Source organism: Paraburkholderia panacisoli, from assembly GCF_008369935.1.
Taxonomy (GTDB): Bacteria; Pseudomonadota; Gammaproteobacteria; order Burkholderiales; family Burkholderiaceae; genus Paraburkholderia; species Paraburkholderia panacisoli.
Genome location: NZ_VTUZ01000040.1, coordinates 60,820 through 81,744 on the forward strand (window position 1 = coordinate 60,820; position 20,925 = coordinate 81,744).

16 protein-coding genes are annotated in these 20,925 nt (G+C 61.1%); 4 read left to right on the top strand and 12 right to left on the bottom strand.

Annotated features, from left to right (window positions below; all coding sequences use genetic code 11):
- Window positions 1–7: 7 nt before the first annotated feature.
- Together FVF58_RS38705 and FVF58_RS38710 are read right to left on the bottom strand one after the other, a co-directional pair.
- The gene (locus FVF58_RS38705; protein WP_149674945.1) at window positions 8–1,645 is read right to left on the bottom strand and encodes a D-alanyl-D-alanine carboxypeptidase/D-alanyl-D-alanine-endopeptidase; all 1,638 of its coding nucleotides are present in this window, start codon (window positions 1,643–1,645) and stop codon (window positions 8–10) included.
- Window positions 1,646–1,693: 48 nt separating this feature from the next.
- Window positions 1,694–2,908, bottom strand: coding sequence for a serine hydrolase domain-containing protein (locus FVF58_RS38710; RefSeq protein WP_149674946.1), 1,215 nt, complete (start codon window positions 2,906–2,908; stop codon window positions 1,694–1,696).
- 741 nt (window positions 2,909–3,649) lie between these two features.
- Between FVF58_RS38710 and FVF58_RS38720 the strand changes: the two genes are divergently transcribed.
- Window positions 3,650–5,158 (top strand): pyridoxal phosphate-dependent decarboxylase family protein, encoded by a 1,509-nt coding sequence (locus FVF58_RS38720; RefSeq protein WP_149674947.1) that lies wholly within the window; start codon window positions 3,650–3,652, stop codon window positions 5,156–5,158.
- Window positions 5,159–5,454: 296 nt separating this feature from the next.
- Here the strand turns inward: FVF58_RS38720 and FVF58_RS38730 are convergent, their stop codons facing one another.
- From FVF58_RS38730 to FVF58_RS38755, 5 genes are all read right to left on the bottom strand, one after another.
- Window positions 5,455–6,000, bottom strand: coding sequence for a dioxygenase family protein (locus FVF58_RS38730; protein ID WP_246217386.1), 546 nt, complete (start codon window positions 5,998–6,000; stop codon window positions 5,455–5,457).
- A gap of 558 nt (window positions 6,001–6,558) precedes the next feature.
- A complete protein-coding gene (locus FVF58_RS38740; protein WP_149674949.1) occupies window positions 6,559–7,311 on the bottom strand; it encodes an aspartate/glutamate racemase family protein in 753 nt (250 codons plus the stop codon).
- A gap of 14 nt (window positions 7,312–7,325) precedes the next feature.
- A complete protein-coding gene (gene hydA, locus FVF58_RS38745; RefSeq protein WP_149674950.1) occupies window positions 7,326–8,741 on the bottom strand; it encodes a dihydropyrimidinase in 1,416 nt (471 codons plus the stop codon).
- 10 nt (window positions 8,742–8,751) lie between these two features.
- Window positions 8,752–9,480 (bottom strand): maleate cis-trans isomerase family protein, encoded by a 729-nt coding sequence (locus FVF58_RS38750; protein WP_149674951.1) that lies wholly within the window; start codon window positions 9,478–9,480, stop codon window positions 8,752–8,754.
- A gap of 42 nt (window positions 9,481–9,522) precedes the next feature.
- A complete protein-coding gene (locus FVF58_RS38755; RefSeq protein WP_149674952.1) occupies window positions 9,523–10,818 on the bottom strand; it encodes an MFS transporter in 1,296 nt (431 codons plus the stop codon).
- Between the two features lie 229 nt (window positions 10,819–11,047).
- On the opposite strand from FVF58_RS38755, the gene FVF58_RS38760 reads away from it, so the two are divergent.
- Both FVF58_RS38760 and FVF58_RS38765 read left to right on the top strand, forming a co-directional pair.
- Window positions 11,048–11,746, top strand: a complete 699-nt coding sequence (locus FVF58_RS38760) for a GntR family transcriptional regulator (RefSeq protein WP_149674953.1) — start codon at window positions 11,048–11,050, stop codon at window positions 11,744–11,746.
- A gap of 631 nt (window positions 11,747–12,377) precedes the next feature.
- Window positions 12,378–13,073: a J domain-containing protein gene (locus FVF58_RS38765; RefSeq protein ID WP_149674954.1), complete on the top strand. Its 696-nt coding sequence runs from the start codon at window positions 12,378–12,380 to the stop codon at window positions 13,071–13,073.
- Between the two features lie 508 nt (window positions 13,074–13,581).
- Here the strand turns inward: FVF58_RS38765 and FVF58_RS38770 are convergent.
- Both FVF58_RS38770 and FVF58_RS38775 read right to left on the bottom strand, forming a co-directional pair.
- Complete coding sequence (locus FVF58_RS38770; protein ID WP_149674955.1) at window positions 13,582–14,352, bottom strand: DUF3047 domain-containing protein; 771 nt, start codon at window positions 14,350–14,352, stop codon at window positions 13,582–13,584.
- A gap of 202 nt (window positions 14,353–14,554) precedes the next feature.
- The gene (locus tag FVF58_RS38775) at window positions 14,555–15,103 is read right to left on the bottom strand and encodes a hypothetical protein (protein WP_149674956.1); all 549 of its coding nucleotides are present in this window, start codon (window positions 15,101–15,103) and stop codon (window positions 14,555–14,557) included.
- An 819-nt stretch (window positions 15,104–15,922) separates the two neighbouring features.
- Between FVF58_RS38775 and FVF58_RS38780 the strand changes: the two genes are divergently transcribed.
- Entirely contained in the window at window positions 15,923–16,222 is a 300-nt protein-coding gene (locus FVF58_RS38780) for a hypothetical protein (RefSeq protein ID WP_149674957.1), read from the top strand.
- 146 nt (window positions 16,223–16,368) lie between these two features.
- Here FVF58_RS38780 and FVF58_RS38785 read toward each other — a convergent pair whose 3' ends face one another.
- From FVF58_RS38785 to FVF58_RS38795, 3 genes are all read right to left on the bottom strand, one after another.
- Complete coding sequence (locus FVF58_RS38785) at window positions 16,369–17,796, bottom strand: ammonium transporter (protein ID WP_149674958.1); 1,428 nt, start codon at window positions 17,794–17,796, stop codon at window positions 16,369–16,371.
- A 30-nt stretch (window positions 17,797–17,826) separates the two neighbouring features.
- Window positions 17,827–18,165, bottom strand: a complete 339-nt coding sequence (locus tag FVF58_RS38790) for a P-II family nitrogen regulator (protein WP_149674959.1) — start codon at window positions 18,163–18,165, stop codon at window positions 17,827–17,829.
- Window positions 18,166–19,068: 903 nt separating this feature from the next.
- The gene (locus FVF58_RS38795; protein ID WP_149674960.1) at window positions 19,069–20,904 is read right to left on the bottom strand and encodes a CoA transferase; all 1,836 of its coding nucleotides are present in this window, start codon (window positions 20,902–20,904) and stop codon (window positions 19,069–19,071) included.
- Window positions 20,905–20,925: the final 21 nt, after the last annotated feature.

The following is a 20,925-nucleotide window of genomic DNA, read 5'->3' on the forward strand; positions in this document are numbered from 1 at the left end:
GGCGACGTTATTGCAGCTTCCAGAGCATCGCCGCAATCGTGCCTTCGTCCTGGAAGGCGGTCAGCACGTCAGGGATACCCGTGATCGGGACATTGTTCACCGTCAGAAAGAACGCGATCCGGCGGCCGCTCTTCGCGTCGATATAGCCGGCGAGCGCTTGCCCTTTCAGGATCGGCGTTGTCGGCGCGGACGCATTCACTCCGACGTAGGTGCCCGTCTTCGCATGCACCTGGCCTTTCGCGCCCGCCAGCGTCGCGTCGGCTTCGAAATTCGTGATCGTCGTGAGCGATCCATCGACACCCAAGGCGGGCATCGAATCGACATACGTCGCAAAGTCCGGCTTCGAGCGCATGCCGCGCAGCATTCCAATGACAGCCGCGCCATTCGCGGTCGTGTCGCCGCCGCCGCTTCCATCGATGAAGTGATACTGGCTCGGCGAAATGTTGAACGTCGACGACAGCTCACTCTGTTCCGCTGTGAGCGAGGCACTCATCGTCGTCGACCCATTCTTCGCGAGACCGAACAGCATCAGGCTCACGTCGGCGCCGATGTTGTAGCTGACTTTATTCACGTACCGAACGTCCTGCCCGAACGGTGCGGACGTGAGTTGCGCCACCTGCTGCGCGCTCGAATACGAGCCTTGCGCGGGCAGCAACTGCACGGGGTTGGCCGCGACGGGCGCCGCCGTCACCGTCACCCCCGCGCGCGCCAGCGCCTCGATGAATACCGTGCGCGCGTAGTTGGACGGCTCGGTCACGCGGAACGTACGGACAAGCGGATACGCATTGGTCAGAATGGGCACGAGACCCGCCGGCACGTTGCCGCTCACATTGCCCACACAATTCGGCACCCCGATGCACAGCGGCGGCTCCGGATTGAGCTCGATGTCCAGCGCCGACGTCGCACTGCCCGTCGTCAGAGTCGATTGCACGGCGAACGCCGCCGACTTCGGACGCCAGTCGAATGGAACCGCCGAGCCTTCCGCGCTCTGATTGAGCGTGACATCGACCAGATCGTCGTTGACGAAGATCGGCCGCACGTCGAACTCGCCGCGAAAGTCGAACGGTTCAAAAAGACGGTCGTCGATCGCGACATCGCCGTTGATCGTCTTGATGCCCGCAGCGGCCACCTGCGCCGCAAGGGCGTTGTACCCGGCGAGCGGGTCGGGTGTGGACAGCCCCGCATTGCCTAACGAGTTGGCTTCGTTGTGATCGAAGTTGGTGAGCGCGATCGTGCCGTCGGGATTGGCACGGCCGCCCATCGTCAGATCGCCGCTTGCAACCAGAATCAGATTGCCGTTGAGTGTGCCGCCGCTTGCGTCGACTGTGCCCTGCCGGTAGACCGGCGTGACGAACTGGTGCTGTGCGCCGAGCGCATTGAGCGCGTTGCCGGTGGAAAAGACCTTGCGCACCGAAGCAATGAACAGCTGTGCGCTGGAGTTGAGATCGTAGATCACGCGCCCGGAGTCGAGATCGACCACCTGCATCGACCAGGTCGCATTTTTATAGGCAGGCTTTTGCATCACCTGCATGATCGAATCGGGGACCGCCGTATCCGAATTGACCGACCCGCCGCACGACACCAGCAGAACTGCAGTTGCAATCACGGCCCAGCGTTTGCACTGCCGGTTAGTTGTCGCGTTCATCGCAGGTCTCCAGACTCGATTTATCTTTTGAGTTTCGACAAGCGCAGATCAAGGCCTACCCTCGTCCGGCACTTCTGCAACCTTGCTCAGCTCTCCCATCAGAATTTGCGCGATCGAATTGGCGGGCGCGCGTCCATCGGGCGATTGGGCGCTCGTAGCCCATGTGACGATGGTCGTTTGCGTCATCGGATCGTATCCCATGAACGTATTAAAGCCGGGAATCTCGCCGGTGTGCCCATAGAACGTGCCGAACCTCGCGAGGCCGAGGCAGTAACTCGCAGAGTTCGGATCCGACGGCACGACCGGCGTGCAACTGGCCAGCCGCTTCGCCTGCAAATCGGCATTCAGATAGCCGCCGCCGACCATCCGCTGGACGTATGCGGCCAGCTCCTTCACAGTCGATATGCCGGAGCCGGCCGTCCAGGCCCACGACGTGCTCACGCCAGTCACATCAGTTGGCTGCAGCGTGCCGTTCTTCGCGGCCGCCTGGCGCTCGGGGGACAGCGCCTCGCTCGTGGCCGTCTCGGCATTCGTGCCCCACTGGTAGCCGTGCGGCGCGGGCGCCGGCAGCGACGTATCGTTCTGCGACGGCAGGAAGGTATCGATTAGACCGAGCGGCGCGAAGAGGCGCGCTTTCATCGCGTCGGCGGCGCTTATTCCCGTAAGTTGCTCGATGATGAACCCGAGCAGCACTGTATTCGTGTTCGAGTAGCCAAAGGCAGTGCCCGGCGCAAAATCCTCCGGCTGGCTAAACCCGATGTCCAGCAATTCGCCAGTGGTCCACACTTTGTTCGGCTGCGCATCGAGCGTCTGATTGAAGGCGAGATCCCTCGTGTAGTTGTAAAGGCCGCCTCGCATCGACAGGAGTTGCTCGATCGTGATCGCGTCGCCGTTGGGCACGTTCGCGACGAACTTGCTGACAGGGTCACTCAGACTCAGCTTGCCCTCCTGCACCAGTTGCAGAATCACGGTGCCTGTCCAGGTCTTGGTCACGCTGCCGACGCGAAAGTGCGCGTCTGTGGGAATCCGCGTGTTGGTGCCTCGGATCGCGGTGCCGAACGATTCGAGCCAGTTGCCGCTGGGTGATTGCACGTACACGACGGCGCCGGCCGTCAGCGTGTCCGTGAGCAGTTGATTGATCTGTGGGCGAGCCGCCGTGGCATAGCCCGGCTCGGTGGACAACTGGTCGCCGCCGCACCCGGAAAGAGTGAGTCCGATGATCAGTGCGAGGGCATATACGCAGATTGCGAACGCAGGCTTCATTTATGAAAACAGCGGGAGATAGCCATTTGATTTCTCCGTTTCGACCGTGCCGCAATGCCTGCCTCTGTTCGACAAGCGCGTCGATTCGCCGACGCGACTCGACCCCGACAAAACCACATAGCGATGCAGTGCCTAGTGGCAGAGCAGCGGCTTTACCCGCTTTCAGTTCCTCGCTAAGCAACTATAGGATGTAGTTCGCGTGTATGAATGCAATTGATGCAAACATTGCAATTCGGGAAAGGAAATTTGACCGAAAAAGGCGATACAAGTCGCGATGAAGTCCGTTGATGACGGGGCACCTCATACACAAGCGCGTGTGCGCTTGTTCGACGCCTGCCGGCACTCGTTCAGCGAAAGACACAGCGCCCTGTCCAGTTTGAACTGACCGAACCAACCCGGCCGGCGGTCCGTGCGTGGCGTGAGAGGCTGATCTGACGCCGGATCAGGCGAATGGCGTCCGCGCAACATAGAATTTGCAAGTGTGTTCGCCGGGGAATCGGTCCGCCTGATTCGCGGTGTTGCCCCGGCAGACGACATCCTCCATCGAATAGTTCGCGAGGCTGAAGATTGACTGGGACGCCCGGCAAAGACGCCGAACAGATAGCAGCGTTCGCCAATCCTTCACCCATGCAGGCGCGAACCACTGTCATGGATTTGCCGCTACCGCGCGATAGGGCCTGAGATCCTGAGCACGGCTTTCGTGACGCGAACGCGCCACTCCTTGAACGAACAGGTACCGCCATGGAAAAGTACGAAGCCGCCGGATTGCCCTCTATCCCGGGAATCCGGCCTCAATTCGAGGAAACGCTCGATCCGGACGATTGGACAGCCGTGCGGGCACTCTCCCATCAGATCATCGACGATGCCGTTGACTACCTGCGCGACGTCCGCAGCCGGCCGGTGTGGCGAGCCATGCCGGAGGAGGTCAAGGCCTCATTCGAGCAAGCGCTGCCACGGTCGGGGGCGTCGGTGGAAAGTATTTATCACGAGCTTGCCGGAAACCTGTTGCCCTTTCCGCTGGGCAACGTGCATCCGCGCTTCTGGTCCTGGTATATGGGGGCAAGCAACTTCACCGGGGCACTGGGAGATTTCCTGGCGGCCATCCAGGGCTCTAACCTTGGCGGCGGCAATCATGCGGCGGCGCTGATGGATCAGCAAGTCGTCAACTGGTGCAAGGAGATGACTGGCTTTCCAGTTTCGGCCAGCGGCACATTGGTCAGCGGCGGCTCAATGGCCAACCTCATTGGCTTGACAGTGGCGCGCAACGCGAAGGCCGGAATCGACGTGCGCGAGCATGGTGTAGCCGCCATTGAGCGACCCTTGTGCTTTTATGGCTCGGACCAGATGCATAGCTGCCATCGTAAGGCCATGGAAGCGCTAGGGATGGGAAACCGGGCGCTGCGACGCATCCCGACAGACGCCGAACTGCGGATCGATCTCGTCGCCCTGCGCGTTGCGATCGCAGAGGACCGGGCGGCGGGATTTCAGCCTGCCTGCGTGATCGCAACGGCTGGGACAGTCAATACCGGCGCGATCGACGATCTGATGGCGCTGGCGGATCTGGCCGCTGAAGAGAACCTCTGGTTGCACGTCGACGGATGCATCGGCGCGCTGGTTGCGATCGCTCCCGACAATGCATATCGCGTTGCGGGCATCGCGCGTGCGGATTCCATCGCCGTCGATCCTCACAAGTGGTTGCACGCACCGTTTGAAGTGGGCTGCGCCCTTGTTCGCGACGCCGCTGCCCATCGAGGCGCATTCGCGGTGACACCGGAATATCTGGAACCGACGCCGCGCGGAATCGCGTCGGCACCCTGGCTATACGAGTACGGATTGCAGACGTCTAGAGGTTTCCGTGCGCTGAAGGTCTGGATGGCACTCAAGGAGCATGGGGTCGAGAAGTTCGGCCGTCTGATCGATCAGAACATCGCGCAGGGTCACTACCTTAGCGGCCTGATCGAGTCCGAGCCCCTTCTTGAGTTGGTCGCGCCAACGAACATCAACATCGTGTGCTTCCGATATCACCCAAAGGGGATAGCAGAGGAAGCATTGAAGGCGCTCAACATCGAGATCATGTTGCGGCTTCAGGAGGCCGGCATCGCGGCCTTGTCCGACACAACGGTGCACGGAGCGCATTGTCTACGGGTCGCGATCTGCAACTACCGAACCCGTCGCGATGACCTGGATCTGCTGGTCAAAGAAATCATTCAACTAGGACACCAGGTTTTGAGTGCAAGCCGTAGCGCCTGAATTCGTCGTTCGAGTCTTGATCTCTTTGGTGTTGATGGCTGAAGCACTATCTCCTTGCGGAACGTCGGCATCGTTTGGCTATGGCCGATTCTGTGATCGCTTGCTGCCGCTGCGTAGCTGACGTTTGAATGACCGTCGGAGCATGAAGTCGAACGGCTGCAGTTGGGCAGGTTACGAAGGAATCCCCGTTATACGATGAAAGCAATTGGCTACAGCATTTCACGAGAGATCTCGACGCGGGCGTCTTCGGCTGACCGGAATGAAATCGCGCGCACCATCGAAATCCGTGACTCGCGCTACGCGAACGCGAGCACAAAATCGAACCGGGCTGCTTTGCGCCCTCCGTGGTCGTCGATCGTCATCAGTAGTCGGCGATCAAACAGGAAATCGCGAGCGTTGCGCTGCTCGCCCGGAAAGTAAAGTTGGGTCGTGAGGGTGGGCCCGTTCGGCGCTTGCACCGTCACATGGAAGTGTCGTGTGCGTCCCGGATACAGACCCGGCATGATGGTCTCGAGGTGATAGCGTCCCTCGCTGTCGGCGAATTGGTGACCGCGCAGCCGGAACCCCTCGACGTCGTATTCCCCGGCGTCATTGGCGTGCCAGAAATCGAGCAAAGCCCCGGACACCGCCCTGCATCGTGTCGACAGCACCTGCCCGGTCAGGACGATCTTCGTTCCATTGATCCCCGGTTCGAGCAGCGAGGCGCGTTGCGGCGAGTGCGGCAGGAAGAACGGGCCCGCCGTCTGCCGCGGCGTCGGTCCATGACCGTCGTCGCAGGCGGGCGTCGGTGAAACTGCGTCGGCCCGGCCTTCGTCGGATTTTCCGAGCGCCAACAGCAGCAACGTGGACGGCACCGCACCCGACCTGCGAAGAAAATCGCGCCGCCCCTGGCTCACACTTCGTGCGCGCATCGTGGACCCTCCTTGTCTCGCGCTCGATCATCACGCTCCGCGATCCGCGCTGCAGAGTCGACGGGCATCCGTGCGGGTCCCGTCGAAGTTACCAGAGCCTGCACCAGTGCCAACCATGGTATGCCGAAATTTCAGGTCGGGTGCCGGCCGCGAGGTCGCGAGCGGCCGTAGTCGACGGCGGATTCAACTGGTCGATGGCAGCTTTCTGGATTCAACGGACATCCCCGCCTGCACTCGGTCCGGCAGGCCCTTCCCTGACCAGTCGTTCACCGCTTCGACATTGAGGCATTGAGCGATGCCCGTGGTCGCGCAGCGGCAATACATCGTATCGTTGAGATCTCTCTGCAGCAGGAGTCGCCACGATCGAACAACGTCATGGCACGTTCCTCCAACAACTCGCACCGACTGAATCAAACGGACCGTTGTCGACTGTGGTTGTGTGAGCCTCTCATCACCGCCGGACTGAGAGGCTGCCGTGGCACTCGCGGATTAGTCCCTCTGTCTGCTGTTCAGCAGCCGTTCAAGCGGTTCGGGCAGGCCCCGGTTCAGCTTGACTGGCGGATGAGTGAAGCTGCCTTTCGTCGCTTTCTTTGGACTTAGCCGGATAAGGCCCTCAAGCTGGGTAATCGCACTCGACACGCCATCGACGACCGGCACCGGCAATTCGTTATGGATCTCACGCGCGAGCCCCGCGAGTGGAGCGCCGGCGATGATGATGACGTCGGCACCGTCGTCGTCGACCGCCTGGTTACACAGTGTCTTCAGTCTTCCGGCGTAATCCTGTTGCACGCTGCCGATGTCGCGCAACGGCTCCTCGAGCGCGCGGATGCTGGCGAGCCGGCTCGCCAGATGACTGCGCTCGACAGTCTCGCGGTACCACGCCTTGATTCGCGGCGAGATCGCAATAATCGAGAAGCGCTGCCCAAGCGTCGCCGCGGTCATGAGTGAGGCCTCGGTCAGGCCGACTACCGGCACGTCAATCAGTTCCTTGATGCCCTGGAGGCCGGGGTCACCGAATGCTGCGACCACGACACCATCGTAAGTGCCATCGCGTTCGGCCGCCACGCACGCGCTCGCGTACCCGCCGACCAGTGCTTCAAAGCGTGTCTCGATGTATGCAACTCCGAACGGTGCGGTCGCGACCTCGATTTCCGTGCCAGGCGAGGCGCTGCGCTGCGCCTCCGCATGAATCAGCGTCGAGACACTTTCGGAGATGTTGGGGTTGATCACCAGTATCTTCATGCTGCTCTCCGATCTCAGAGGTCGACGAACTGCGGTTTGCCAGCGGCGAGAAAGCGGCCCCGACCGGCCTCCGGCTCGAGATAGCGGCCGCTCTCGACCAGCAGCTCGCCGCGTGACAGACAGTGCTTCGGCCAGCCTTGTACACTTCGGCCCTCATAGGGCGTGTAGTCGACGTTGTGGTGCAGCGCGTCGTTGCCGATAGTGACGTGCTTGTGCGGGTCCCACAGCACGATGTCGGCGTCGGCACCCACCGCGATCGTACCCTTGCGCGGGTAGAGGCCGTACAGCTTGGCGGGGTTCAGTGATGTCAGTTCGACGAACTTGTTCAGTGACAGCGTGCCGCGGCTCACACCATCGAATAGCAGCGGCAACCGGGTCTCGATGCCAGGAATGCCGTTCGGGATGTGCTCGAACGATACCTCTTTGCCACCGGGCTTCTTGCCCTGCGGATCGTCGTATGAGAATGGCGCGTGGTCAGACGAGAACACACTGAAAACGCCACGCTTTAGCGCACTCCACACAGCCTTCTGGCTGGACGCGTCGCGCGGCGGCGGACTGCAAACGCACTTTGCGCCGTGATAACCGTCCTCATGGCCGAGGTCTCCGGCGGTCAGGTACAGGTACTGCGGGCAGGTCTCGGCGTAAATGTTGAGGCCGCGCCGCTGCGCCCATTCAATCTGCTCGATCGCGTCCTCGCCCGACACGTGAACGATAAGGATAGGCACGTCGACGAGCTCGGAGAAGGCAATCGCACGGTGCGTCGCCTCTCGCTCGACCACCGCTGGCCGCGATACCGCGTGATACTTTGGCGCGTGCTTTCCGGCTTCGGTGAGCTTGTCTGTCAGCCACGCGATGCAGTCCGAATTCTCCGCATGCACCATGACGAGCGCCTGGTTGCGCCGCGCAACATCCATCACCTCGAGGATTTCGCGGTCGCTGAGCTTGAGGTCATCGTAGGTCATGTAGATCTTGAACGACGTATAGCCGGCCGCGATCAGTTCTGGCAACTCGCGCTCCAGCACTTCCGGCGTTGGATCAGAAACAATCAGGTGGAACGCATAGTCGGTGACCGCGCGACCGTTGGCGCGGCGGTGGTAGTCGTCGACCGCTGCCTTCAGCGACTGCCCCTTCGTCTGCGCCGCGAAGGGGATCACAGTCGTGGTGCCGCCGCACACGGCAGCACGTGTACCGGTGTAGAAGTCATCAGCCATCTTCAGCCCGTCAGGCATCGGCTGATCGAGATGGCAGTGTGCGTCGATACCGCCGGGCAACGCCAGCAGGCCGGCGGCGTCGAGTTCCCGCCTTCCTGCATCAAGGTCGCGGCCCAGCGCGACGATGATGCCGTTCTTCACGCCGATATCGCAGTTAAAGCGCTCGGACGCGGTTACCACGTCGGCGTTACGGATTACCAGGTCGTACATTGTCGTCATGGCAGGTCCCTCATGCGACTTCGGAAAACAGCCGGCCCCAGCCCGCGAGCCGGGTCGTATCGTAGCCGACGAGCTTCAGCGACTTCCATACGACGGTGGAAATGGTGTCGTAGAACGGGATACCGTGGTGCTGCTCGACTTCTGAGGCAAGATGCGCGGCGCGCAGGTTGGTGCAGAAGGTAACGATCGCCTCCGGGCGGTGCATCGCGACCTCACGGATCTGTGCGCGCAGCGTATCTTCGGTTACTTCGGAAAACTGGAAGTTCACCTTCAGCCCGAGATGGTTTTCGGAAGAGCAGTCGATGCCTTTGTCCCGGTAGTTCGCGACGATCCTCTGCTGAACTTCCTTCAGGTATGGACTGACCAGACCGAATTTTTTCACGCCGGCCTTGTCCAGGATCTCGTTCAGTGCCAGCACCGACGTGGTCGCCGGGATACCGGTCGCTTCCTCGATCTCGCGGCACAGACGGCGATCTGTCTCGAATCCGAGCCAGCCCGATGAGGTGCCATTCCAGGCGATCACATCGACTTTCGCGTCGGCCAGCAGCCTGGCGGCCTGAATGATGTTGGTTGTGTCGAACTGGCCGAGCGCCCTCTCGGACAGAGAGATCTCGGTGACCGTGAAGCGCGAGAAATGGACGCTGACACCGGGCAGCTGGGCCACCATTGCGCTTGTGATCGGTTCGAGCGCGGTGTTCGACGACGGGGTAAGCATGCCGATCCGGACGCGTTTGTTCATGATGGAGTCAGTAATCAGTTGTGGAAGGTAAAAGAGCTCGGCTCAGACTGGCAGCTTGCGTTCATAGTCGATAAGCGTCGAACAGACTAAGAGTCCTACGCCCGCGGCAGCGAAAAACATCAAGGCCAGAAAGTAAGAGCCGGTGGTCTGCACGATCAGGCCAACAATGATCGGAACAAGGATTCCGCCGATATTGCCGCCCAGGTTCATCAACCCGCCGAGAAAGCCGATCTTGTTGCGCGTGCCGAGGATGGACGGCAGGCACCAATAGAGACCGCACCAGCGCAGGAAGAACAACGTGGATGCAAGCAATATCACGACCGTCACCGGATTCCCGACATAAGCCACCGAGAAAATCGATACCGTGGCCGATATGGCGGCGATGGCGAACAGAGTTCGCATCACGCGATTGGGCGAACCGCCGGCCGCCTTCCACTTGTCGGCGATCCATCCGCCGATCAGTTCACCAACGAAACCGCTGAAGAAGATCGCGAAGCTGGCTCCGCCCATCTGCTGGATATTGAAGCCGTGTACCTTGTTCAGATAGTTCGGCATCCAGGTGAGCAAGCCGTAGAACAACGAGTTGAAGCACATCCAGCCGAAGAACATGCCCCACACCGAGCGGTACCGGAAAAAATCAAGGCTACGTCCGCTGGCATCAACTGGCTCGCTGAGGTGTTCTTCCTGCAGGGCCGCTTCGAGATAGTCAGCTTCTGCCTGATTGACTGCCGGATGCTCGCTCGGGTTGTTTCGGATGTAGTACCAGGCAAACAGGCCGGCAAGCATGGTGCCCACACCGGCCACCACGAAGGAGGTGCGCCAGGATCCGAACTCGCTGATCAGCCCGGAAATGATGATCGCACCGAGTGCAGCCCCCAGCGGGGCGCCACCGTCAAGCAGAGTCGCCCCGCGGCCGCGTTCGTGGCGCGTCATCCACATTGCGTTGAGCTTGCCGCCGGCCGGGTAGATCGGTGCTTCGGCAACCCCCAGGCCCAGTCGGGTGAGAATCAGCGCAGTAGCCGTTGAGCAGACGGCAGCAATGCCCTGAAAGAAGCCCCAGAACAAAGTAGCGCACGCGATCACGATGCGCGGCTTGAAACGGTCAGCCAGCATCCCCCCCGGGATCTGCATGAACGCGTAGGTCCAGAAGAACGAACTGAGAATCAGTCCCTGCACTGCAGGGGCAAGATGGAACTCCTTGGCGATCAGGGGCATGGCCACGGACAGTGAAGCCCGGTCCACATAGTTGATCGAAATCAGCATCAGCATGATCAGAAAAACTTTCCAGCGTACGCCGGTCCTGACCTCGGCCTGCACGCCTGCATCTACGATTCGCATCTGTGTCTCCTCCGTTATGCCTGAACATGGCATTCGGGTTTCAGTTTTGTAGCCGGGACCACGCCCGGTCCGGTGCGCTGCATGCGCCAGAGCAGTATATGATGCTTAATTATGAATTACAAGCGTCGCAAGTCCATGAAACTTATCGTTATTTAATTTTCTGGATCATCACGCCAACCTGTAAGACAATTAAGCAAACCAGGAAGAGCAACAGGAAAACAGGGGCACCATGGACATGAAGCCAGTACCGGCTGAGACACGCAAGCGCATCAGCCTGCGCGGCACGGGCATGTACGCCGCGATCGCGGAGCGATTGCGCGAGATGATTCTCGAAGGTGAATTGGCTCCCGGCGTACATATCGACGAGAAAGCGCTGTGCGAACAGTTCGACATCTCCAGAACGCCTTTACGCGAGGCGCTCAAAACGCTGGTGACCGAAGGTCACGTGACACACCGGCAGCACATGGGTTTTCAGGTCGCGCCTATCAGCAAGGATGAGATAGCTGCCATCTTTGAAGTGCTGCACGGGCTGGAAGAAACCGCTGGACGACTTGCCGCCCAGCGTATTGACGACAAGCAGATGAAGGTGCTGCTGGAGCGCCATCGCACCATGGAGGCTTATCACCGCGAGGGCAAGCGCACGGCCTACTACCGCGCCAACCAGAAAGTGCATCAGCAGATCGTCGATGTTGCCGGCAATTCCGTGCTATCCGATCTGTACGCGTCGTTGATGAGCAAAATCCATCGCGCGAGAGGTTCGGCCAATGCAGATGTGCTGCGCTGGGTCGAGTCTCTTGGCGAACACGGTGAAATATTGGAGGCGCTGTCCAAACGCGATGGGGCATCCCTGTCCCGCTTACTACGCGAACATTCGGAACACACGGCAGCGGAAGTGATGAAAGTGCTAGAGGCCACGAGCGGGAATTAGAGGTCTGCGAAACTCACGCCGGTCGGTGCATTGGTTTCCGGTCGTCCGCAACCCGCATCAAAAAATCGCCGATACCCGTGCCGGCCTGGCGGCGCCCCGTGTAGACCCTGCAATAACGCGCGTTCGCGCTTTGCTGCGCCGCACTTGCCTTGAGCGGACGACGCGTCGGTTTTCCGGGCGCTATATTGCCCAACTGGAGCCGCCGCTTGAATGTCAGGGCAATCGAGTAGTCCGTTGACGGCTCATCGCCGGACTGTGCCTTTAGCGAGCGACCACCTCCCCAATTGATCAATAACCGCGCGCCCGCGGGCCGTTCCGTTGCGCGCCGTGCGCTGGCGACGTGCATGTCAATATACCGGGTGGTGCGTGGGAAACGGACTGGCTGGCCGTCGTCACCGCGTTGCGGAATCCGAACCACCCGTTTATCGGCTGCTATAGAGCGATGACGCACAGAAGGGAGAGGCGCGCCTATTGCGCATGTTGGCGTCACGGGCATAATTCGCGAAGGGAGCGTGTCTGTGATTGACCCGGTTGACCAGTTCGACATCGCGGCCGACAAGTCCCGCAACGCGCCGCAATAAAATCACGGTGCCCCGCAAGCGAGCGGGGCACACGACAAGACCAGCCTGCGATGCATACTCATTACGACAACCTGCGCGTGACGCGCAATGCGACGCCCGGCGTCATCAAGGCAGCGTACCGCGCGCTGAGCCAGGAGTTCCACCCGGACAGGAACTCCAGCCATGACGCGACGCGGATAATGATAATCATCAACGAGGCGTATGCGGTGCTGAGCGACCCGGCAGCGCGTGCGCGATATGACCGCAAGCTGGACTTGGATGAGCGACAGTCGAAGAGCGCACAGCAGGAAGCGGCGCACGCAAAGCGTGAGACCGACGCGCCTGAAGCCGGGCGTAAGCGCGCGGCCGAAGCAGCTGAACAGGAGCGTCGTGCGGCTGAGGCTCAAGCGGCTGAACAGAAGCTTCGCACCGCTGAATTAAGAGAGCAGGTGCGGCGCGCGAACGAGGCAGCCAGGAAGCGGCGTGAGGCGAGGCAAGCGACGCGCAAACGTGAGCCTGAACAGCCACCGAATCAGGAGAAGGACTCGAACGTGGCTGGGGTTGCCGGGGGCGTCATTCTCTTGCTTGTCGCCGTCGGGGGCTTCCTGGTTTCTGTTGGTACCAACACCACACCGGCGGCACGTTTGGCTGCTCCGGCCGTTCAGGCTACACCCGCGTCTGCTCCGGTATTGTCAGTGGCGACGCGCGCACCAGCAGTCGAGCATGTCAACTCGGCGATTGCGACATCGCTTACGCGGCAAAAGTGAACGACATGCTGAGCACGTCTTGCTCAGCCATACCACGAACCAGGCAAGCGCTCGTTCGGTTACATGGTTCGATATCGTGATTGCAGCGCGCCGGGAGCCACTCACCCGCGCTTTTGAAGGCGCGTCGCCTACCCGAAGGCGAAACCAGGTGAAACGCAAGGTTTCACAGCATCCCCCGAGAAGCGGTCACAGACGGCACGCCGGCGAATGACGCTTGATGCCCGGCTGTGGAAGATCGAGGCTCGAGCGGCGGACGTCGCGCCGACGCCCGCGGGAACTTCCGCACCCGACCCACTGCCGCGCGCTCGCGCTGTCAGGAATTCAAGGGCAGGCAAACGAGTGCTCCGGTCCTCCAAGCCTGCTTCTCGGGGCAGCGGTCCAGTAGCCGCTTCATTGTCGCCACAATCTAGCTGTCAGCAAGGCCGTTAACCCTGCGGGATCGATTTGCTCCGTAACCGCAGGATTGGCACCGAGTTCTCACGGCGTGTCGCCCGGCGACGGTACGTTGTCATGGCCCGGCCCGGAACTGAACATCTCCGTACCATGCGCGAGTCGTGCTACCCGTATTGTCGGTGTCGGTAAGCAGGCCGTAAGCGGTAATCCGTCCAGGCGTCTCGTGAAAGACCTTCTCATAGTCTTGCACGATATTGCGGCGCAGGATTTGCCATTTACCGGCATCGCCAGGCTGACCGGAGACCACGATCATCTGTACGCGACCGGTATGGGGATTGGCAATGACACTGCCTGGCGCGGCTGTGGTCGACCAGATATACATCAGCGTGGCATAGGGCAGTTCCTGCCCACTCAGGCGCTTTGCCAGGTTCATGCTGGCCCGATCGATAAGCGACAGTTTGGATTTGTCACCATCAAAGAAGAACACCAGTCGCGCCGGCGCATCTTCCTTCGATCCCACGCTGTTGTCGGCGCCCTCGATTGCCCCTTCTGCTTTCCAGCGCCATGCCACGACGGGTGTGCGGGTCAGGTCGATATTACCCTCATGCATCAGGGCCGAAGCGGAACGGGTTGCGTCCGCCTGCAGGACGGTTGTCTGGTCGTCGCGTACAAGCGTGTATTGCGTCATCGCTTTTCCGCTCGCGACCGGCAGATTCTTCCATCCCGCCGGTAGCGGTGCGCCGGGCTCGGCCACGGAAAAGGCAATACCCGGCCCTTCGTCCTGAGCAAGGAGGACTAGCGGCGACAGAAGAAGCGCGATGCACACACCGATCCGGCTTGGCCAGGCTGTTCGTTTCCGTGCTCGCGGGACCAAGGGAAGGTCCATGGCTAATCCCCTTCGGGTCGTGGCTAAATATTCATTCTAGTCGGCTCAGCTGAGCGCAGTCCCGCCGAGCTTTTAAACGAGCGTCCGAGGAAGCCCCTCGACTATGAAACGCCTCTCGAACGATTGCGTCAGTTTGCTGCATCGACCGGTTGCATCGACCGGTCGGATCCGCAGGCTTTTGCCGAGATAGCGAAGTGTCCCGCTATTCGGCGGGAGCCGGCTGAACACTATTTTCTGGTGGAGGTTCAGCGGGTAATTGCCGCGCTGGCTCGCCGTCTTCTTCCGGCATCGGCTCGACGCTTTGGACGGCGGGCGGCTGGACGCTCTTGATAACAACGTGCGGTTCGGAGCTTCGCACAGGCGCACTGCGTTGCTCCGTGTGGGAACCACTGCTCACCCCTGTGCCGACGTTCGAGGCCGTGGTGTTTGCGCTCTTGAGGATGCCGTGCGGATCGAACAGAAACACGGCCGCAGACGAGTGCGTGTCGGCGCCGCCAACCAGCGCCCCGATGAACGGAAGATAGCTTTCGGGGTGGGGGCGCGACGTCACGTAGGTGTAGACGAGCAGCGTCGAGCCGTCGTCCAACGCGGTCTCTACGGACGCAGGGCCGAGCGCTGTTACCACGTCTTGCAGTGTTGTCACGCCGTGCCTGAAGTTCGCCATCTGTTCAGGCCGCACGTCGACACCGGCGGACACGCAACCGGCAAGCAGTGCGCCGCACAGTAGCCCGACGACCTGTTCGCGATTCATGTTGCCTCCCGTCAATTAATTCTACGTCAAAGGAGACTGGTTAGCGGGCCGCAGCATGCCTTCGTCAATGGAGGAACGCCGCCATTGTGGACGGCGACCACTGTATCGTCTGAGGTTAGTGAAAGGTGCGGAAACGCATGTACTTCTCGGACTGCCGGGGACGGGAGGTCACTCAATGAGCGAGGGGCAATAGCCAATTGCAAAACGGGTTCTGCTGCGGCGCTGCACGCAAGGGCGAGACGTGAAAACCCTTAGGCGAAGACGGCTTTGGCTACCGGCGGGTCTAGTCGTCCGTCGCAGATCGACCCACAGCAGTCTGCCGGCACCGTTGCCCGAACGTCCATATACGTTCTCGTGCAGTCGTTTGGGCGTGACGGTTACCCGCCGTTTCTATGCCCGGCGTGCATTAGTGTGACAACACCCGTGGTCATCCCTGTAAAATGGGTCGGGTACCACGGATAACGTAACAACACATAGCGTGCAACTTCCCTCGTGAAGCTCCCTACGTGATAGCTGGAGGCTGCCACTCTTCGGGTCTTGCAGCGTGGTCCGGCCGGTGGCCGCTTCTTTTCCCGGGGAACAACTGTGTGGCGACAGCCATCTGATAGACGTCTTCGAGACGTGGCTGCATCGTAACGTGTACGATGAACCGTTGAACGCTTGTGCGACGGGGATTCGCCGTGCAGCGCCTGCAATTTTGCGGTCCCTGCCGACCCGGCATTGCCGACGGCGCCCGCAACCGCACCTTATAAAACGACCGTCGCTTCGTGGACGGGCTCATGACCACGGAACGAGCGGTTGCAGGGGTCACTTTCAGTCATGTACAAACTCGAACAGTATCATCCGGGCGTATTAGCTGTCCTCTTCAGTGAACTCATTTGTCTGGCAGCGTTCGCATGGGAGACAAACGCTCCCATACACAACAAGTGGGTGGAGGTGTTATTGGGATTCAGCCTCCTGTCTGGCCTGATCCTGTCGCTAGGTTTTTTCGGCACCTGGCTCAAGTTCAAAGACGAGGTCAAGTTGAATTCGTTTTTGAGTGCCAACCCGATCTATTCGGCGATTGCGATTGCCACCCTGGGAGAGGTGGCGACGATTTTACTGGTACCAACGCAATAGCGGCTACTACGCTGGTTCTACACCGGCGCAGCGACTCACGATTCGCTGCGCAAGATGGGGGGCGAAAATGCACTTTCGCCCCCGACGTCGGAGAATTGCCCATCGCATCTGCCTGGGCTATTTCCGATGCTTTCCCGGCGTGCCCCCTATTCGACGGCTTCGCCGTGCAGGCTCACGTCCAGACCCGCGCGTTCATCTTCTTCCTTCACGCGGATGCCCATCACCATGTCGATGACCTTCAGCAGGACGAAGCTCACGACACCACTGTAGATCAGCGTTGTCAGCACGCCCTTGGCTTGCAGAATCACGCTGCCGTCCGCGCCGCCGATGTCCTTGACCGCGAACACGCCGGTCAGCAGCGCACCCACGATCCCGCCGATGCAGTGCACACCGAACGCGTCGAGCGAATCGTCGTAACCGAGCTTGTGCTTGAGCCACGTTGCCGACCAGAAGCAGACCACGCCGGCCACGATACCGATCACCAGCGCGCCGAGCGTACCGACGAAGCCCGAAGCCGGCGTGATCGCCACCAGACCCGCGACCGCGCCCGACACGATGCCGAGCACCGACGGCTTACCCTTGGCCGCCCACTCGGCGAACATCCAGGCGAGTGCCGCTGCGGCGGTTGCCACTTGCGTGGCGAACATCGCGAAACCGGCACGGCCGTCAGCCGCCACCGCCGAACCCGCGTTGAAGCCGAACCAGCCCACCCACAGCATCGCGCCACCGATCAGCGTGAGCGTCAGGTTGTGCGGCGCCATCGCTTCCTTGCCGAAACCGACGCGCTTGCCGAGCACGAGGCAGCAGACCAGACCGGCGATACCGGCATTGATGTGCACCACCGTGCCGCCCGCGAAGTCGAGGATGCCCGCTGAAGCCAGCCAGCCGGTCGGTTCCCAGACCATGTGCGCGATCGGCGAGTAGACGATGATTGACCACAGCGTCATGAACACCAGCATCGCCGAGAACTTCATACGGTCGGCAAACGCGCCCGTGATCAGCGCCGGGGTGATGATCGCGAACGTCATCTGATAGACGAAGTAGACCGTCTCGGGAATCGTCGGAGCCAGGTGGCTGACGGTCAGCGTCGTGGCCTTGTCGCCCTTGACGTAGTTCATGCCCGCCATGAAGACGCGCGAGAAGCCGCCAATGAACGAGCCGCCCGGCGTGAAGGCGATGCTGTAGCCCACCACTGTCCAGACGATCGTCACGACGCAGGTGATCGCGAAGCTTTGCATCAGCGTCGCGAGCACGTTCTTCTTGCGGACCATGCCGCCGTAGAACAGCGCCAGACCCGGGATCGTCATGAACAGCACGAGCGCGGTGGAGGTCAGCATCCAGGCGGTGTCGCCCGAATTGATCTTCGACGAATCGACCGAGAACGGCGCGGTCGGGGCTGCCGGTGCGGCGGCAGCGGATGCGGCCGACGCGTCCGGCGCCGGCGCACTGGCCGTCGTATCGGGAGCAGCGGCCGAGACGGCTGCGGGAGCGGAAGCGTCGTCCGCGAGGGCGGCGCCCATACCGCCCGCGAGCAGCGAACCGGCCATCAGCAGGGACATCAATATTTTGCGCATCTTCGTTTCCTCCTATCGCTACTTTTGCATTTACAGAGCGTCCGCACCGGTCTCGCCGGTGCGAATCCGGATCACCTGTTCGATCGGCGCGACGAAGATCTTGCCGTCGCCGATCTTGCCGGTGCGTGCCGCGCGTTCGAGCGCTTCGATCGCCTGATCGACGATGTCGTCCGAGACGGCCGCCTCGATCTTCACCTTCGGCAGGAAATCCACCACGTATTCGGCGCCCCGATACAGCTCCGTATGGCCCTTCTGACGGCCGAACCCTTTGACTTCCGTCACCGTGATGCCCGAGACGCCGATGGCCGACAAGGCTTCGCGCGCCTCATCGAGCTTGAACGGCTTGATGATTGCGGTAATGAGTTTCATGACATCCCCTCTTCTATTGCGGAACTGGAGAGCCGACTCGTACGTCGACCCTATGCCGATAGAGCCGCGCATCTTGAGCAACTGTCATGCCAGTTTTTTGCGGAAACTCGTCGAGAGAAAACTCAGAGGGATGAGATACGCATGCGCGCGACAGCAATCGAGGGCCTTCCTCGCGGGGAGCATCGGACACAAGCCCGACGGAAAATCGATGAGCCGAACCAAGATGTTGGGGGCCTTCTATGCACAGACCTGAATCCCCAGGCAATACTTGTACAACTGATTTGCACCACGACTAGGCCTGACTTGGTCGAAGCGACCCAATAGAGTGCGCCCACGCCGAGATTCGTGGCATCAGCTACTTCGGCTAGAGCAGTCTGGAAAATCAGGCATATCACCCTACGCGTTAGCTCCGGGAAACTTAAGCTGAGGCGCTCTCACGTTAAAGCGTTTGCGACGCAAGCGCGGAAAGGCTCCGCGTTTGGTAATAAGAAAGCCGCCCGAACATACGCCTCCCTAACCTGACGGATAACCTACGCGCACAATTCGGCCATAGCGGTCATCGACGCTGGGCCGCCCGCCATGGTTCGCCCGATAACCGCTTCCGCATGAAGCCGATGCCCGGACCCGGCATCGGCGATATCGCCTCCGCTACGCGCCCTATCGCCTCCTCAAGGATGCGGAAGCGCGGCGGACCCTGGCCGCTCAGCAAGTGGGCCGCTGAACACATGACGTAACCTCGCGGCGGCCAGAGCCTTTGCGCTACGCCACCCAGCATGCGCTAGCCCGCCCGCGCATCCGCTACAAACTCGCAGAAAAGCGACCCGAAGCCGCCTCATAAAAGGCGACACCTGAACGTCGGCCGAGGCCGATGATTTGACGAGGATGAGCGGACGCTGCGTCTGCCTAAATCGAAGAGAGCTGTGCCGTTCCCGGAAGCATCGGACGCTCTGGCGCGCCGGGCACGCGTCGCACGCTCGCCGCTGTCCGCGAAAATCGATACGGAAGTTTGAGCACGGGCCATGCATGGCCGTTTGGGTCGATCGCGGTACTTAACGCATCATCGCGAAATGCGACATCTTTTATCAACGTTTGCAACCTCGCCACCTCGCTTTCGGTCGCGCGCGCTGACCGCCGATTCCCTGCTGCGAAAAGCGCAGACCATGCCGCCACATCCTGCATCGCGATTTCTATGAACTTGCCCTCGTCGCTCGACGGCGCCGCAAGGCGCGCGACGATCGCCAAGAGCGCTGCCTGGCCGCCGAGAATATCCGCAGCCGATGCGCCGATCTTGACCGGTTCACCATCGCTGCGCGTTAGATCCATCAGACCACTCATCGCCTGAATCACCGTATCGAACGCGGGCCTGGCAGGATACGCGGTACGGACGCCAAATCCAGAAATCGAGCAGTAAGTGAGGCGTGGATTGATATGGGAGAGCGCGTGGCGATCGAACCCCAGCTTGACGAGCGCACCGGGCCGAAGGTTTTCGACGAGCACATCTGCATCGGCGAGCAGAGTCCTCAAGTACGCCCGGTCGTCTTCCTTTTTCAGATCGAGCGATACCGTTCGCTTGTCCGTGTTGTTGAGCGCGAAGAAATAGCTGGTCCCGCGCTGTCCCGGTGACCACGTGCGTGAGAGCTCGCCCTCCGGCGCCTCGACTTTCACGACATCCGCGCCGAGGGCCGCAAGATGTTTGCCGACGAGCGGAGCGGTCGTGTATTGGCCGATTTCGATCACCTTCACGCCAGCAAGCGGACCTGCGTCCAGGTTCAGGTCGTCGCGCGCGCTGGCGGCAGCACGCGCTCCGTCCGACAACGGGGACTCGCGAAACAACGAAACATGGCGATAAGTCTCGCTATCGATAGCCCCTGCCCTCATCCGCGCCGCCGCGTTTTCATGACGCAAGGCGAAGTTCGGCTCATGTGCAAGTCCTTCGACAGATACGATCGGTCCCGCGGGTATCCCGAGGCGCTCGCAAAGTGAAGAACTTTCTGCCGTAGTCATCGTGGAAGTCCACTTTTCCAGCAAGGCATCGAGTTCTTCGACGTGGCGCACGCGTTCGCTCAAGGTCGAAAAGCGCGCATCCTCGAGATCGGGCTCGCTGGCCGCGCCCTTGATCTTGCGCCATTGATCCTCCGTGCTCGTGCAAACGACGATCCAGCCGTCGCGTGTTTTGTATGCGTTCCAGGGTGCGCAGGAAGGGTGCCGGTTTCCGATACGTCCGACCGGATCACCCGCCAATGCGGCGGGCAGAAACGTCGTGAGCGCACCAACGGCGCACCCGAACAAGCTCACGTCGATGTTCTGATTCAAACCGCCAATGCGCCTGACGCGTAGCGCCGCGGCGATCGCCGCCGAAGCGTAAAGCGCCGCCGAGATCTCCGTGAACGGCACGCCGATACGCACGGGCCCGCCATGCGAAAAGCCGGTCGTGTCCATGAGGCCGCTCATCGCCTGAATCTCCGCATCCGCATAGGCGGTGTTCTCGCCCGCGCGCTGCTGCCCCATCGCGGTGATGTCGCAGACGATCGTATCGCCCGATGCCTTGAGCCGCGCAATCACACTCTTCTGCGCTGCAGTGCATGTGTCCGACGATACGATCACCACGTCATGCGCGAAGTCGTCCATCGTCACCGATTTCGAAGACGCGATCTGAGCCCCGGCCTGCGTGAGTATCGTCGCGCTGAGTTCGACGGCCTCGCGCTCGCCGGACGCCAGAATCCGCACATCGTTCAACATGATTGTCTCCTTGAGTCTGTC